The 14,813-nt window shown below is 71.3% G+C and carries 15 protein-coding genes; 11 read left to right on the forward strand and 4 right to left on the reverse strand.

All coding sequences use genetic code 11. The features are described from left to right. The first annotated feature begins 6 nt into the window (after positions 1–6). The 5 genes from proC (at position 7) to ACQPXB_RS03065 (ending at position 3,854) form a co-directional block, all read left to right on the forward strand. Positions 7–819 carry a pyrroline-5-carboxylate reductase gene (proC, locus tag ACQPXB_RS03045; protein ID WP_366577808.1) on the forward strand — a complete coding sequence of 271 codons (813 nt, stop codon included), beginning with the start codon at positions 7–9 and terminating at the stop codon, positions 817–819. Between the two features lie 186 nt (positions 820–1,005). After that, positions 1,006–1,221, forward strand: a complete 216-nt coding sequence (locus ACQPXB_RS03050; protein ID WP_037353555.1) for a helix-turn-helix domain-containing protein — start codon at positions 1,006–1,008, stop codon at positions 1,219–1,221. Between the two features lie 195 nt (positions 1,222–1,416). Beyond that, positions 1,417–1,518 carry a 30S ribosomal protein bS22 gene (locus tag ACQPXB_RS03055; protein WP_007030867.1) on the forward strand — a complete coding sequence of 34 codons (102 nt, stop codon included), beginning with the start codon at positions 1,417–1,419 and terminating at the stop codon, positions 1,516–1,518. A gap of 273 nt (positions 1,519–1,791) precedes the next feature. Beyond that, positions 1,792–2,838: an NAD-dependent epimerase/dehydratase family protein gene (locus ACQPXB_RS03060; RefSeq protein ID WP_432849347.1), complete on the forward strand. Its 1,047-nt coding sequence runs from the start codon at positions 1,792–1,794 to the stop codon at positions 2,836–2,838. Continuing rightward, positions 2,835–3,854, forward strand: a complete 1,020-nt coding sequence (locus ACQPXB_RS03065) for a lysophospholipid acyltransferase family protein (RefSeq protein ID WP_432849348.1) — start codon at positions 2,835–2,837, stop codon at positions 3,852–3,854. The genes ACQPXB_RS03060 and ACQPXB_RS03065 overlap by 4 nt, the downstream gene beginning before the upstream one ends. A gap of 26 nt (positions 3,855–3,880) precedes the next feature. Here the strand turns inward: ACQPXB_RS03065 and ACQPXB_RS03070 are convergent, their stop codons facing one another. Further along, on the reverse strand, positions 3,881–4,789 hold the full coding sequence (locus tag ACQPXB_RS03070; protein WP_432857265.1) for an HAD family hydrolase: 909 nt from the start codon (positions 4,787–4,789) through the stop codon (positions 3,881–3,883). A gap of 305 nt (positions 4,790–5,094) precedes the next feature. Here ACQPXB_RS03070 and ACQPXB_RS03075 point away from each other — a divergent pair, with 305 nt between their 5' ends. Then, positions 5,095–5,883, forward strand: coding sequence for a maleylpyruvate isomerase family mycothiol-dependent enzyme (locus ACQPXB_RS03075; RefSeq protein ID WP_432849349.1), 789 nt, complete (start codon positions 5,095–5,097; stop codon positions 5,881–5,883). A gap of 28 nt (positions 5,884–5,911) precedes the next feature. Here ACQPXB_RS03075 and ACQPXB_RS03080 read toward each other — a convergent pair whose 3' ends face one another. After that, complete coding sequence (locus tag ACQPXB_RS03080) at positions 5,912–6,994, reverse strand: DUF5667 domain-containing protein (protein ID WP_432849350.1); 1,083 nt, start codon at positions 6,992–6,994, stop codon at positions 5,912–5,914. 122 nt (positions 6,995–7,116) lie between these two features. Continuing rightward, positions 7,117–7,821 carry a sigma-70 family RNA polymerase sigma factor gene (locus ACQPXB_RS03085; protein WP_432849351.1) on the reverse strand — a complete coding sequence of 235 codons (705 nt, stop codon included), beginning with the start codon at positions 7,819–7,821 and terminating at the stop codon, positions 7,117–7,119. A gap of 278 nt (positions 7,822–8,099) precedes the next feature. Here ACQPXB_RS03085 and ACQPXB_RS03090 point away from each other — a divergent pair, with 278 nt between their 5' ends. From ACQPXB_RS03090 to ACQPXB_RS03100, 3 genes are all read left to right on the forward strand, one after another. Then, positions 8,100–9,617 (forward strand): AMP-binding protein, encoded by a 1,518-nt coding sequence (locus ACQPXB_RS03090; RefSeq protein ID WP_432849352.1) that lies wholly within the window; start codon positions 8,100–8,102, stop codon positions 9,615–9,617. 17 nt (positions 9,618–9,634) lie between these two features. Next, positions 9,635–9,874 (forward strand): glutaredoxin family protein, encoded by a 240-nt coding sequence (locus tag ACQPXB_RS03095; protein ID WP_366577822.1) that lies wholly within the window; start codon positions 9,635–9,637, stop codon positions 9,872–9,874. 82 nt (positions 9,875–9,956) lie between these two features. Beyond that, on the forward strand, positions 9,957–11,519 hold the full coding sequence (locus ACQPXB_RS03100; protein WP_432849353.1) for a molybdopterin-dependent oxidoreductase: 1,563 nt from the start codon (positions 9,957–9,959) through the stop codon (positions 11,517–11,519). A 7-nt stretch (positions 11,520–11,526) separates the two neighbouring features. Here the strand turns inward: ACQPXB_RS03100 and ACQPXB_RS03105 are convergent, their stop codons facing one another. Beyond that, positions 11,527–12,162 (reverse strand): hypothetical protein, encoded by a 636-nt coding sequence (locus tag ACQPXB_RS03105; RefSeq protein WP_432849354.1) that lies wholly within the window; start codon positions 12,160–12,162, stop codon positions 11,527–11,529. A gap of 430 nt (positions 12,163–12,592) precedes the next feature. Between ACQPXB_RS03105 and ACQPXB_RS03110 the strand changes: the two genes are divergently transcribed. Then, positions 12,593–13,498, forward strand: a complete 906-nt coding sequence (locus tag ACQPXB_RS03110; protein WP_366577827.1) for a redox-sensing transcriptional repressor Rex — start codon at positions 12,593–12,595, stop codon at positions 13,496–13,498. After that, entirely contained in the window at positions 13,495–14,811 is a 1,317-nt protein-coding gene (locus ACQPXB_RS03115; RefSeq protein ID WP_366577829.1) for a glutamyl-tRNA reductase, read from the forward strand. The genes ACQPXB_RS03110 and ACQPXB_RS03115 overlap by 4 nt, the downstream gene beginning before the upstream one ends. Positions 14,812–14,813: the final 2 nt, after the last annotated feature.

Genomic DNA, 14,813 nt, shown 5'->3' on the forward strand with positions numbered 1-14,813 from the left:
AGTGGCATGAGTGTGATTGCGGTGCTGGGCGCGGGAAAGATCGGCGAGGCCCTCCTGTCGGGGCTGCTGCACGGGGGCCACGCGCCCGGCGACCTGCTCTTCACCGAGCGCTACGAGGGTCGCGTCCGCGAGCTCGAGGAGCGCTACCCGGGCATGCGCGCGGCCACCGTCGAGGAGGCGGCGAAGCGTGCGGACGTGCTCGTGGTCGCCGTGAAGCCGCAGGACATCGAGCCGGTGCTGGCGGAGCTGGCGCCGCTGCTCGGGGCGTCCTCGCTGGTCGTCTCGCTGTGCGCGGGGCTGCCGACATCGCTGTACGAGCGGCGCCTGGCCGACGGCGTGCCCGTGGTCCGCGTGATGCCGAACACGCCGATGCTGGTCGGCGAGGCCATGAGCGCGATGTCGCCCGGCCGCTACGCCACCGCCGAACACCTGGCCACGGTCCACGAGCTGCTCTCGCACGTCGGCCAGGTCGTCGAGGTGCCGGAATCGCAGCAGGACGCCGTCACGGCCCTCTCAGGCTCAGGACCGGCCTACTTCTTCTACCTGGTCGAGGCCATGATCGACGCGGGCATCCTGCTCGGCCTCCCGCGCGCGCTCGCGGGGCAGCTGATCATCCAGTCGGCCGTGGGCGCCGCGAAGATGCTCGCCGAGGGCACGGACCACCCCGTGCTGCTGCGCGAGGCCGTCACGTCGCCCGCCGGCACCACGATCAACGCGATCCGCGAGCTCGAGAAGCACGGTGTGCGGGCGGCTCTGCTGGACGCGATCGAGGCCGCGCGCGACCGTTCGGAAGAGCTCGGCCGCGCCCACGAGGACTGACAAAACCGGCAAACCAGACCCGGGAGGGTTATCCGCGCGCGGAAAACCCGCAGGTAGGGGCCCATCCCGGTGACAGCCGTCGCACTAGTCCCACGTGTCCCGCTACCCTCTAGGAGAGCACGTGCGTGTCGATACCACAGGTGGGGAAGCCTCGTGGCGCGACACGTGTCGAAGGACGCGGTAATCATGTCGCCGAACAAGAAGGAGGATTTGCCCGCGGTAGGGCAGGTCCAGTTTTTGACAGTCGCCGAAGTGGCCACGCTGATGCGGGTCTCGAAGATGACCGTGTACCGGCTGGTGCACTCGGGTGAGCTCCCCGCCGTGCGGGTGGGCAAGTCGTTCCGGGTGCCCGAAAAGGCTGTGCACGAGTACCTGCAGGGTGCTTACTTCGACGTCGGATAGCAGCTCAGTGCGGCGAGCCGCTCCGTTGAGGGCGGCGGTGGGCGGGGCTGCGCGGTCGCCGGGCATGCGCTAGCCATGCCCGCCGACCGGCCCGCGTCAGGGCGCGGGTAACCTGGTAGACCGCTCGTGCCTGTGCGCTCCACCCGTTGGACGCTGCGCCGGGCAGCGTGACCGACGACAACTGAGGAGCGCCCTATGGGTTCCGTGATCAAGAAGCGCCGCAAGCGCATGTCCAAGAAGAAGCACCGCAAGTTGCTTCGCCGTACGCGAGTGCAGCGTCGTAAGGCCGGCAAGTGAGCCAGCCCCACAGCTGATGCGCCGTGGCCCGTCCAGTCTCTGGACGGGCCACGTCCATGTGGTGGGCCTTCTCCCCCGATCGAGTGAGGCGTGAGCCGCAATTCTCGGGTGGAGTTGTAAATACGAAGTAAGACCTGGTCAGGGCACCCCCCGGCGCCGGTAACATCGGTGGTGCGTCCGCGCGATGCTTTCAATGAGTGCAGGCTCGTGCACTTCGGGTGATCGTCCGCCCTCTCACGCCCAGCCGAACAGCCCAGCCGCACAGGGAGTCCCATGCCGTCGAACATCGTGCTCGTCACCGGGGTCGCCGGAGACCTGGGCGGGAAGCTGCTCGCCCGCCTCGGCACCAACTCCGCCTTCGAGCGCGTGATCGGCGTCGACACCGCGCCGCCTCCGAAAGAGGTGCTGCAGCGGATGGGCAACGCGGAGTTCGTGCGCGCCGACATCCGCAACCCGCTGATCGCCAAGGTCATCAGCAGCGCCGGCGTCGACACGGTGGTCCACACAGCGTGCCTGGCCCACCCGGCCGGCCCGAGCCGCCGCTCCGCCGTCAAGGAACTGAACGTGATCGGCACGATGCGGCTGCTGGCGGCCTGCCAGAGTTCGCCGAAGGTGCGCAAGCTCGTGGTCAAGTCCACTGCGGCCGTCTACGGCGCGGGGGCGCGTTCGCAGGCCGTGTTCACGGAGGACTCGGAGCTGATCCCGACGTCGTCCAGCGGCTACGCGAAGGACGCGGTGGAGGTGGAGGGCTACGTGCGCGGCCTCGCCCGCCGCCGGCCCGACATCACCGTCACGCTCGCGCGCTTAACCAACATCATCGGGCCCGAGGTCGACACGGTGCTCTCGCGCTACTTCGCGCTGCCTGTCGTGCCCACCGTCTTCGGCTACGACGCGCGGCTTCAGCTGCTGCACGCGTCCGACGCGCTGGGCGTGCTGGAGCAGGCCGTGCTGCAGGACAAGCCGGGCGTGTTCAACGTCGCGTCGGAAGGGGTGATCGGGTTGTCCCAGGCGATCCGCCGGGCGGGCCGCGTGGGGCTGCCGATGCCGAGCGCGGTGGTGCCGTCCGTGGGCAAGGTCCTGCGGGGCGCGCGCGTGGTCGACTTCTCGGCCGACCAGGTCCGCCTGCTGAACTTCGGGCGGGTCGTGGACATCACGAAGCTCAAGACGGAGTTCGGCTACCAGCCTCGCTTCACCACGCGCGAGGCGTTCGACGACTACACCGCGGGCCGCGGCCTGCGCCCGGTGTTCGACGGCGCCCGGCTGGCCTCGCTGGCCGGCAAGGTCCTCGTGGCCGCCGCGACCGGGCAGGCCGGCCGATGAGCCCCGCGATCGGAAGTGAGGCGCACACCGTGAACGGAGCCGAGGCCCAGGTGATCCCGCTGCACGGCCCGGGGCGGGTTTCGCAGCCTGCCGCGCCGCCGGCCGAGCCTGCGAAGTCTGCTTCGGACGCGCCGGTGGTGGCTTTCCCGGCCGCCCCGCCGGCTCCCGCCGAGCCGGAACCCCTGCCGGAGTCCGTGCGCTCGGCGCTGGCGTTCCTGCGGAACCGGCTGACGGGCGACTACACCGTCGACGAGTTCGGCTTCGACGCCGAGCTCACCGAGACCCTCGTGCTGCCGCCGCTGCGCGCGTTGTACGAGAAGTGGTTCCGCGTCGACACCTTCGGCGTCGAGAACCTCCCGGCGACCGGCGGCGCGCTGCTCGTGTCGAACCACTCGGGCACCTTGCCGCTCGACGCGTTGATGACCGCCGTCGCCGTCCACGACGAGACGGGCGGGCGCCACCTGCGCGGCCTCGGCGCCGACCTGGTGTTCAAGATGCCGCTGGTGGGCTCCTTCGCGCGCAAGTCGGGCCAGACGCTGGCCTGCAACGCCGACGCCGAACGCCTGCTGCGCGGCGGCGAGCTCGTCGGCGTGTGGCCGGAGGGCTTCAAGGGCATCGGCAAGCCGTTCTCCGCGCGCTACAAGCTGCAACGCTTCGGCCGCGGCGGCTTCGTCTCCGCCGCTATGCGGGCGGGCGTGCCGATCATCCCCGTGTCCGTCGTCGGTGCGGAGGAGACGTACCCCAAAATCGGCGACATCCGCCTGCTCGCGCGGGTGCTCGGCCTGCCGTACTTCCCGGTCACGCCGTTCTTCCCGCTGTTCGGTGCCCTCGGCGCCGTCCCGCTGCCCACGAAGTGGACCATCGAGTTCGGCGAACCCATCCGCACCGACGACTTCACCCCGGACGCCATCGACGACCCGATGCTGGTGTTCACCCTGACGGACCAGGTGCGCGAATCCATCCAGCAAGCCCTGTACCGCCGCCTCGCCCAGCGCAAGAACATCTTCCGCGGCTGAGGCGCCTCGGTCCGCCGGTGACAACGTCAGCGGCGGCGGTAGGCCATCCCCGCGGCGACGGCGCCCGCCAGCGCGCCCGCGCCCAGGACCGACGGGACGCCGATCTTCGCCGCCTTGCGGCCCGTGCGGAAGTCGCGGATTTCCCAGCCGCGGGCGCGGGCCACGTCGCGCAGGCCGGAGTCCGGGTTGATGGCCACGGCGGTGCCGACGGCGGACAGCATGGGGACGTCGTTCTGTGAGTCGGAGTACGCGGTGCAGCGTTTGAGGTTCAGACCTTCGCGCGAGGCGAGCGCGCGGACGGCGTGGGCCTTGGCGCGGCCGTGGAGCAGGTCGCCGACGAGGCGGCCGGTGTAGACGCCGTCCTTGGTTTCCGCGACGGTGCCGAGGGCGCCCGTCAGGCCCAGGCGCCGGGAGATGATCGCGGCGAGCTCGATGGGCGTGGCGGTGACGAGCCACACGCGCTGGCCCGCGTCGAGGTGCATCTGGGCGAGCGCGCGGGTGCCGGACCAGATCTTGTCGGCCATGAGCTCGTCGTAGATCTCTTCGCTGATGCTGGTGAGCTCCTCGACGGTGCGACCGGCCACAAAGGACAGTGCGCGCTCGCGGTGGGACTTGATGTCCTCCTTGTTCTCGCGCCCGCCCAGGCGGAACTTCACCTGCTGCCACACGAAACCGGCGAGGTCGGCGGACGTGAAGAACTTGCGCGCCGCGAGGCCGCGCGCGAAGTAGAAGATCGACGCGCCCATCATCATCGTGTTGTCGACGTCGAAGAACGCGGCCGCGGTCAGGTCCGGTGGGGCCGGGGGCACGGCGGGCTCGGCGTTCGCCCTGATCTGAGCGGCCTCGGCCGACGCCTCGCCCGCGAGCGTGGCGAGCCGTTCGAGCTCCTGACTCTTATCCTTGCCACGCCAAGCTGACACGCACACCGCCTCCACGTTCGGGCACGTCCCGGCGGCCGGGAACGGCCGGGTCCTGACGCACAGCGTAGCGACCACGCGACTCACCCGTTCCAGGTGTGGTGAGGGCCTCGATCAGGGGTTGCCGAAGCTCCGAGTGATCACCTGGCTCCTTCGTCCGTGGTGACTGCGGTTGTTCGTGACCGGCGTCCGCGATTTCCGACCTTCGGCCGGAAGGATCGAAAGTCGTGCTCGGGGTTGTCGATCCCGGATACCGTCGTTCGACGCGTAGTCGAAGGCGCCCGCAGGGGGCGGGCGCTCACCCCGACACCAAGGACAGTGCCATGACCGAGCTGAACGCGGAAACCGTCCGGCGCGCGATCGTCGACCACACCCGGCGGCTGGCGGAATCGGCCGCCGTGGCCGGGCCCGGCGCCGCCGTGCCGACGGCCCCGGAGTGGACCGTCACCGACCTGGTCGCGCACGTGGGCCAGACGCAGAACTGGGTCGCGGAGATCATCGAGCGGCGCATCACCGATCCCACACAGCTGCCCACAGAGATGGCCGTGCTGCCGGCCGAACCCGGCGAGTGGCCGGCGTGGCTGGCGGAGTCCGCGCAGCGAGTGGCGAGCGCGTGCTCCGACGACGCGCTCGGGGCGCCGGTGTTCAACGCCGCCGGCGACGAGCGGTCCGGGGCGCAATTCTGGATGTCCAGCATGCTGAACGAGGCCGTCGTCCACGGTTTCGACGCAGCCAATGCGGCGGGCCGCCCGGCCGATGTCGACGCCGGTGTCGCCGCCGCGCTCATCGGCAACCACCTCGCGATGCTCACCTCGCCCACGTGGACGATGCAACGGCCCGAGTCCGCTCACGCCGTCCGGGGCACCGGGCAGACCCTGCAGTGGCGGGCCACCGACACCGACGGCGCGTGGTTCGTCGAACGGCGCCCGGACGGAGCGACGTGGCAGCCCGGGACCCGGCAGGCCGACGTGACGGTGACCGGCCCGGCACAGTCGCTGCTGATGGTCCTGACCCGCCGGCTCCCTCTCTCTGACGGCGAAACCATCAGCGTCGACGGCGACCTCGACCTCGCCCAGCACTGGCTCGACAACACCGCGCACGCCAGCGACTGACCGGGCCGAGTCCCGCCCCCGCCGACGATCACCCGATGACGATGGGCGGAAGTCCCGGCAGCAGCGGCGGGATCGAGATCAACGGCGGCGGCGGGCTGGTCGTCGGCAGCCGCGGCGTCGTCGGCGCGGTGATCGGCGGCGAGAACACCGGCGGGGGAGCCGTGGCGCTGCCCCCGGACGTCGGCGTCGGCGTGCTGGACACGGCCAGGTCCGGCGGGTACGACGTCCCGGTCGCCGGCGGCACCTCGCTTTCGGTCGGCGTAGGGGTGGGGCCAGGTGACGAAGGCGAAGGCGGCGCCGGCTCACCAGGACGCGTGGGCTGCTGCGTACACGCGCCGCGCGCCGGAAGCAGGCCCAGCTCGTCGGAGCTGCCCGTGGTGATCTCGTAGCAGTTCAGCCGCGACACCAGCGCCGACGTCCGCTGCTGCACTCGCGTGAGCAGCCCGCGCGCGCCGCTCAAGTCCGCGCGCGCGGACGTCGGGACCCGCGGCTGCTCGGCCGCCAGCAGCCGCGCCTGCTCCTTCGTCCACGTCTCGAGGTCCGACAGCTGCGTCCGCCCGCTGCCGCCCGTCGCCAGTGCCGTCAACGCCGTGACGCCCGCGCGGACGTCGCTGCCGAAGTCCCCCAGCGCTGTCCGGTACGCCGACGGCGACGCGTCCCTCATCAGCCCCAGTTCGCTCACGCGGTTGGCGGCGAACTCCAGGTGCTTGCGCGCTTTGGCCTCGTCGCCGAACGTCAGCCCCAGCGACGTCTCTTCACCCGCGCGCTTCACGGTGTACAGCGCGTCGCCCGGCATGGCGTTGCGCGACAGCAGCAGCGTCAGTCCGGCCAGCCCCAGCACGAGCGCGATGCCGGCCGCCACCAGATCGGCCATCCGCGGCTTCCGGCGCCGCCGGACGACGGGCTGGCCGAGCCGGCCCTCGATCTCCGCCCGGATGCGCTCGCGCGTCGCGACGTCGGGCGCGCCCGCCTCGCCCAGCGAACGCAGGGCGGCGACCACGGCCAGCTCGTCGGCGAACTCGCCGTCGCGCTCGACGGGCGACGGGTCCAGCGCGCGATCGAACCGCTCGTTCTCGGCTCGATCCCGCGAAAACCACCCGGGGACGCCCACGGTGCTGCTCCGTCTCCACAAAGCTTCACAAAGCTCTACAAGCCCCGGCCCTGACAGCCGGTCTGCGTGGAGAAACGATTAGAAGACGAAGAAGTTACGGTTGCGCCGGGACGTGAAAAATGTCAGCGCAGCCCGGTGGGCAGCAATTGGGCCAGACGGCGGACAGCGCGGTGCTGCAGCGCCTTGATCGCGCCCTCGTTGCGGTGCATCACCTGGGCCGTCTCCGCGACCGACAGCCCCTGCAGGAACCGCAGCACGATGCACTCGCGCTGGTCCTCGCCCAGCTCGGCGACGCAGCGCAGCAGCTCCGCGCGCGTGGCGCCCGCGATGGCCTGCTGCTCCGGCCCGGCCGGCGCGGCCGGCCCGACGGCCGAAACCGGTGCCGCGCCCGGCTCGCTGACCTCGTCGGTCACGACCTCGAGACGGAAGCGGCTCGACTTCACGTGGTCGAGGATCAGGTTCCGGGCGATCGTGACGAACCAGGCCCCGACGTCGCGGCCCTGGTAGCTCACGGACGTGATCCGGCGCAGCGCGCGCAGGAACGTCTCGCTCGTGACGTCCTCGGCCAGCTCGCGATCGCCGAGGCGGAACAGCGCGTAGCGGTAGACGACGTCGACGTACCGGTCGTAGAGCTTCCCGAATGCCGAGGAGTCGCCCTCCTGCGCTTCGCGCACGAGGTCCCACGCCTCGATCTTGGCGGCTTCGGCGGGATCCGGCGCCTGCGCAGCCGCGGTCGTCCGGGCCAGCGGGACGGCGGCGGGGCGCCCGAACGCACGTTCGGCGAACATCACGAGGGGGCCGCGGTTCGCGGTGGTCGGCAGGGTCACAGGGCGGCACCTCCTGCGGTCCGGAGGCCGGGCGGGCGGCCTCCGCGGCGAGCTGTGCGCCCGTCCCCCACGCGAGCAGGAATGGGCCGCTGAACGTGTTCCACGACTGCGTGGACCAGCAAGTTCGTCACGGCGACTCCCTTTCTCGCGTCACCCGGCAGTGATCAACGCCACCCGGCGACGCAGTGCAGCATACGTGTAGTTACCGCGAAGTAGGTAGAGGTCCCGCGGTACCGGAGGTGCGACGATCGCGCGGCGTCCCCGTTACGGGTGACAAGATGACAAAAGGGCTACAGCAGGAAGGGGGCCCGGTGGAGGGTGTCGCGCAGCTGCTGACCGAGGCGGCGGCCAGGTGGGCGGACGAAACGGCCATCACCGAGACCGGCACGGGGGCCACGCTCACCTGGCGGGAGCTCGACGAGGCGGCCCACGCGCAGGCGCGGCGGCTCGTCGAAGCCGGCGTAGGCCCGGGCGACCGGGTCGTGCTGCGGCTGCCGACGTCGGCGGATTTCGCCGTCGCCCTGTACGGCGTGCTGCGCGCCGGCGCGATCGCGGTGCCGCTCTCCCCGCAGGCGCCCGCGCCGGAGCTGGAGCAGCTGCTTTCGCACTGCGACCCGCGGTTCGTGATCCAGCGCGACGACGACACCGACCTGCCCGAAAGCCTCACGGCGCTGTCACCTCGCGGCGAACTCGGGGGAGACCCCGTGGACCTCGGCCGCGCCGGCGAGGACATCGCGGTGATCTCCTACACCTCCGGGACCACCGGCCCGCCGCGCGGCGTGCTGCTGTCGCATCGCGCGCTGCTGGCGAACCTCGAGCAGCTCAGCCAGGTCGAGGGCGTGCCGGTGCACGAGGACCGCGTGCTCGTGACCATCCCGCTGTTCCACGTCTACGGCCTCGGCCCGGGCCTGCTCCAGGCGACGGCCGTGGGCGCGACGCTGGTGCTCTCGGAGCGCTTCGAGCCGGCGAAGACGCTGGACGACTGCGCCGAGTACCGCGTCACGTCGATCGCCGGCGTGCCGACCATGTACACGGAGTTCGCCGACCTCGGCGCCGAGGAGCTGGCGCGCGGGCTCGCGACCGTGCGGATGCTGACCTCGGGTGCCGCGCCGCTGCACCCGCGCGTGCTGGCGGCGATCCGCGAGGCCACCGGCCACGACGTCTACGAGGGCTACGGCCTCACCGAATGCGCGCCGGTGGTCACCTCGACGCTGGTCACGGGCTACCCGAAGCCCGGCTCGGTCGGGCGGCCGCTGCCCGGCATCGAGCTGCGGCTGGTGGACAGCGACGGCACCGAGGAGGGCGTGCCGCTCGACCCGGACGACGTCGCCGACGTCTTCGAGTCGGGCGGCGACACCGGCCTGGTGTCGATCCGCGGCGCGAACCTGTTCTCGGGCTACTGGCCCGACGGCGCGCACGGCCCCGACGCCGAGGGCTGGTTCCGCACCGGCGACGTCGGTTACCTCGACCTCGACGGCGACCTGCACCTGGTCGACCGCGCCAACGACCTGATCATCGTCAACGGCTTCAACGTCTACCCCCACGAGGTCGAGGACGTGATCTCGCGGCTGCCGGGCGTGGCGGAGGTCGCCGTGGTCGGGGTCGTCGACGAGCGCAGCGGCGAGGCCGTGAAGGCGGTCGTGGTGCCGGCCGAGGGCGCGGCGCTGTCGGAACAGCAGGTGAGCGACCAGTGCGCGGCGAACCTGGCCGGGTACAAGGTGCCGCACCTCGTGGAGTTCGTTTCGACGCTGCCGCATTCGGCCACCGGGAAGCTGCGGCGGCTCAAGCTGCGCTGACGCGGTTCTAGACTGCGGTGGTGCATCAGGTGACGGTGATGACGCGCGCCGGCTGCCACCTTTGCGAGGTGGCCGAGGCCGAGGTCGCGCGGATCTGCGGTGAGCTCGACGTGCCGTGGGAGCTCGCGGACGTCGACAGTGACGCGGAGTGGCGAGCCGAGTACGGCGACCAGGTTCCGGTGATCCTCATCGACGGTGCGGAACACGGGTACTGGCGGGTGGAGGAAGAGCGGTTCCGCCGGGCGCTGGCCGGCTAGTTCCGCCCGATAGTCCGATGCGGTAATCAAGTCGTAAGGGTTCCCGGCGGTATCGGGGGTCGAGCCCGCCGAAGATGGTGGGGTGAGCGCGTTGAAGGAAGCCCCGCAGACCGTCAAGCCCCCTGAGCCGCGGCGGCTGTCGTTGCCGATCGCGTCGTTGATCGGGCTGGCGGCCTTGATCACCGCATTGGGTGTGGGGCACCTGATCGCCGGCTTCGTCGGTTACAACGCGTCGCCGTTCGTGGCCGTCGCCGACTTCGTGATCGCGCACAGCCCGCACGCCGTGGTGGTGTGGGCGGAGCAGACGCTCGGCACGGCGGACAAGACCGTGCTGAAGATCGGCCTGGCCGTGGTGCTGGTGCTGTTCGCGGTGCTGGCCGGGCAGGTTTCGCGCCGCACGCCGCGAGGTGGCCAGATCGTGGTGGTGCTGCTGGGCATCGCCGGGATCGCGGCCGTCTACGAGCGCACCGACGTCGGGCAGCTCGCGCTGCTGGCGCCCGTGGTGTCGCTGGCGGCTTCGGCGTTCGTGTTCACCTGGCTGCACCACTACGCGCTGCCGCCGGCGTTCGACGAGGCCCGCCCGCCGAAGGGCCCGACGCGGCGGCAGGTCCTGTCGCGCGGCATCGGCGTCGCGGCGGGCGCGGGGGTCGCGGCCGTCGCCGGGCAGGCGATCTCGAGCACGGGCAGCGCCGACACCTCGCGGGCGGCCGTGGGACCGCTCGTCGCCGCGCGCAAGGCCCCGCCGCTGCCGCCGGACGCCGATTTCCAGAAGCTGGGCTCGCCGCCGTTCATCACGCCGAACTCGGACTTCTACCGCATCGACACGGCGTTCGTGGTGCCGCAGGTGCGCACCGAGGAGTGGAACCTGAAGATCCACGGCCTCGTCAACCGTGAGGTTTCGTTCTCCTACAACGACATCCGCTCGCGGCCGCTGGTCGAGCGCGAGGTCACTTTGACGTGTGTCTCCAACGAGGTCGGCGGGGACCTGATCTCCACGGCCAAGTTCATCGGCGTGGACCTCGTCGACCTCCTCGACGCGGCCGGCGTGCAACCCGGCGCGGAACAGATGTACGCGACGAGCGTCGACGGCTTCACCTGCAGCACCCCGGCCAAGATCGCCCTCGACCCGACGCGCGGCGCCATGCTCGCCATCGGCATGAACGGCGAACCCCTGCCCGTCGAACACGGCTTCCCCGCGCGGATCGTCATTCCGGGCCTGTACGGCTACGTCTCCGCGACGAAGTGGGTCACCAGCCTCGAGTTCGCCAAGTGGGACGACCGCCAGTCCTACTGGCTGCAGCGCGGGTGGGCCGAGCAGGCGCCCATCAAGACCGAGTCGCGCATCGACACCGCCAAGGTGACCTCGGGCAAGCTCCGCGTCGCCGGCACGGCGTGGGCCCAGCACATCGGCATCGCCAAGGTCGAGGTGCGCGTCGACCAGGGCCCGTGGCAGCCGACCACCCTGTCGACCGAGGTCAACAAAGACACGTGGCGCATGTGGTGGACCGACCTCGCCGTGCCGTCGGGCAGCCACACGGTGACGGTCCGCGCGACCGACCAGTCGGGCTACACCCAGACGGACCAGGCCGCGGAGCCGGTGCCGAACGGAGCTTCGGGCTGGCACTCGGTGATGGTGAACGCCTGACGCTGGGTCAGCCGAGCCGCGCACGGGTGAGCAGCTCCCCGAGCTGCTCCAGCGCGGGCTCCACGCGGCCGAGGTCGAACCGCCCTTCATCCCAAACGAGGACCTCGCCGCCGTCGACGCGAAACGGTCGCGGGTGGGCGGTGAGCCAGACCTGCGCTTCGGGAGTGAGGCTCGTGGCGTCGCCTTCGACCACGAACCGCCGATCGAAGTCAGGGTCACCGGTCGCGTTCCCACCCACGCCCAGCCGTCCCGCGACGACACCCGCAACCCCGCGGCGCCGCACGGTGAGCACTGGCGCGCCGGCGACCTTCACGGCGTACACCTGCAGGTACAGCCGCTCGGCGCTGTCGTTGCTGTCGACGTCGGAATGCCCGACGACCTCGCTGTACTCGAACGAGGTGAACTCGCGCCCGTCGTGGCTCCCGCTCACGGCGTGCCACGCCCGCGGCCGTCGTCCCCGCCCGAAGGGGTAGCCGTGGCACCGCCCGAGCAACTGGGGCGCCCGTTCCCGGTAGGTCCACCCCCGCTCGCGCGCCCCGGCGGCGATGGCCGCGGTCCGGCGCCGGTAGCCGCGCAGGTACCAAACCCCGTAACCGCCGACGACAAGCGCCAGGACGACGTACCAGTACCAGTGCCCGGCCAACGCTCACCCACCTCCACGTACGACGGGTCTCAGCCCGGCAGCTTCTCCACGATCCGACCCGCGACCTTGTCCGTGACTCCGCCAGGTCGGCGATCTCCGGTTCCGCGCGCTGGGCGTCGAACCGCCCGCCGTCCCAGGATCGGCGCGATAACGCACCAGACCCAGTGGGTGGCCATCAGCCTGAACGACCTCCGAAACGCGGGCGGGGCGCGGATGATCTTGCCCGGCCGGCCCCGGTGCCCGCCGCGACCCGGGCCGCTGTCACCTGATCGGGCGCGGGTGTGGGTCGTGTCATGTCGATGACCAGTGACTTTGTGCGTGCGTTCACAAGTGGACTACCGTAGGGAGCCGTCCCGCAAAAGCCCGGCATTGAACCGGACTCCAGTCGCGGGGTCAAGAGATGCGACCCAATCTTGAGGAGTGACCGGGCGTGGTGACACAGCGGGGGAGGCGCAGCGGTGCCGAACCGCCCGCTGAACCACCCCGCCGGGCCGCGAAGGGCAACGGCCGCGCCCGGCGGGCAGCGCCTGATGCCGACAACGCGCCCACGGCGGAGATGCCCGCGGTCGACAGCGCCGTCGAGACGGCCGTCCGCGCGAAGCAGATCCCCGAAGCGGCCGTCGCGCGCCTCGCCGTGTACCTGCGGGTCCTGTCGGGCATGGCGGAGCAGGGTGCGACCACCGTCTCCAGCGAAGAGCTCTCCGCGTCCGCCGGCGTGAACTCCGCCAAGCTGCGCAAGGACCTGTCCTACCTCGGCTCGTACGGCACGCGTGGCGTCGGCTACGAGGTGCAGGTGCTGGTCAGCCAGATCGAACGCATCCTCGGCCTCACCCGCCAGCACCGCGTCGCCGTGGTCGGGATCGGTAACCTCGGTCACGCGCTGGCCAACTACGGCGGGTTCCCCGGCCGCGGTTTCCCCGTCGAGGCGCTGTTCGACCTCGACCCCGACCTAGTCGGGGTTCCCGTAGGGGGACTGCCCGTCTCGCACCTGGACGAAATCCCGCGCGTCTGCTCCGAACGGCAGATTTCCATCGGGATCATCGCCACACCTCCTACCGCTGCGCAGTCCGTGTGCGACAGGCTGGTAGCGGGCGGCGTCCAGTGCATACTGAACTTCGCGCCGGTGGTGCTCCAGGTACCGGCGCACATCGAGGTCCGCAAGGTCGACCTGGCGGTCGAACTTCAGATCCTCTCGTTCCACGTGGCTCGCCGTGCCGATGACGCCCTGGCAATTCAGGGGAATACCGGGTTACCCGACGCCGGCCTGCCGATCGACAATGGCAGTAACGGCAACGGACAGGCAGACGGCGGTCTTGGAATGGTGGTGCGCGGATGAGCGTGTTGGCGGTCGGGCTCTCCCACCGAAGTGCGGAGCTGACCACGCTCGAGCGGGCCGCCGTGCCCGCGGAAGAGGTCACCAAGGTCCTGCACGAGCTGCAGCAGGCCGAGCACGTGAGCGAGGCCATGCTGGTCTCCACGTGCAACCGCATCGAGGTCTACGCGGTGGTCGAGACGTTCCACGGCGGCGTGAACGACGTCTCCGACGTGCTCGCCCGCCAGGCCGGCATGGAGCCGGCGGAGCTCTACGACAACCTCTACGTGCACTACGCCGGCGCGGCCGTCGAGCACCTGTTCTCCGTGACGTCGGGCCTCGACTCGATGGTCGTCGGCGAGACGCAGATCCTCGGCCAGGTCCGCTCGGCCTACGCCACCGCGCGTGAGGCCGGCACGGTCGGGCGCACGCTGCACGAGCTGATCCAGACGACGCTGCGCGTCGGCAAGCGCGTGCACTCCGAGACGGGTCTCGACCAGCTCGGCGCGTCCGTGGTTTCCGAGGCGCTGGCCGCCGCGGGCGACCTCGTCGGCAAGCACGCCCTGATCGTCGGCGCCGGCTCGATGGGCGCGCTCACCGCGTCGCACCTGCGCAAGGCCGGCATCGGCGAGATCACCGTGGCCAACCGCACCGAAGCCAAGGCCGCGCGGCTCGCCGAGAAGACCGCGGTGGAAGGCGTGCCCGCGCGTGCCGTGCCGCTGTCCGAGCTGGCCGACGCCGTGGCGAAGGCCGACATCGTCGTGTCGTGTACCGGCGCGCAGGACGCCGTGTTCCTGCCCGAGCACGTGCCCGCCCGCGCGGGCCGCCCGCTCGTGGTGTGCGACCTCGGCCTGCCGAAGGACGTCGACGCGGGCGTGGCCGACCTGGCCGACGTCACCGTCGTCGACCTCGAGACGATCCAGCGCCGCATGCGCGACGCCGGCGCCCCGACCACCGAACGCCAGACGATCAGGGCCAACGGCATCGTGCTCGACGAGGTGCGCGACTACCTCGCCGGCCAGCGCAGCGCCGAGGTCACGCCCACCGTCACCGCGCTGCGCCGCCGCGCGGCCGAGGTGGTCGACGCGGAGCTGCTGCGTCTGGACAACCGCCTCCCGGACCTCGACACGCAGGTCCGCGAAGAAGTCGGCCGCACGGTCCGCCGTGTCGTCGACAAACTGCTGCACGCGCCCACAGTGCGGGTGAAGCAGCTGGCCGCCGAGACGGCCGACACCGACTACGCCAACGCGTTGCGCGAGCTGTTCTGCCTCGATCCGCAGGCCCCCGCGGCTGTGGCGAGCCCCACCGCCGTGCCGCCAGACATCGAGAAGAAGTAAGC

This window comes from Amycolatopsis sp. CA-161197 (assembly GCF_050942255.1).
GTDB lineage: Bacteria > Actinomycetota > Actinomycetes > Mycobacteriales > Pseudonocardiaceae > Amycolatopsis.